Source organism: Dyella sp. ASV21 (assembly GCF_016428975.1).
Lineage (GTDB): Bacteria > Pseudomonadota > Gammaproteobacteria > Xanthomonadales > Rhodanobacteraceae > Dyella.
In genome coordinates, this window is record NZ_JAELTT010000329.1 from 1 (window position 1) to 316 (window position 316).

Consider the following 316-nt stretch of genomic DNA (forward strand, 5'->3'; position numbering starts at 1 on the left):
CGATGACCATCGGCGCCGGCAACGGCTCGCTGACCACGCAGGCCGGCGTAACGCTGGCGGCGCAGGGCGATATCGGCGGCACCGGCGGCCTGGTGAAGAACGGCGCGGGCACCCTGGTGCTCTCGGGTGACAACAGCTACGCCGGTGGTACCACGCTCAACGGCGGCAGCGTGCAGATCAGCCGCGACAGCAACCTGGGTGATGCGTCGGGTGCGGTGACCTTCAACGGCGGCGACCTCACGGCGACGCAGTCGATGAGCACGCAGCGTGCGATGACCATCGGCGCCGGCAACGGCTCGCTGACCACGCAGGCCGG

The 316-nt window shown here is 70.6% G+C and carries 1 protein-coding gene; it reads left to right on the forward strand.

The features are described 5' to 3' along the window. The coding region (locus tag JHD67_RS21825) for an autotransporter-associated beta strand repeat-containing protein (RefSeq protein ID WP_199101214.1) at positions 1–316 on the forward strand (316 nt) is incomplete at both ends.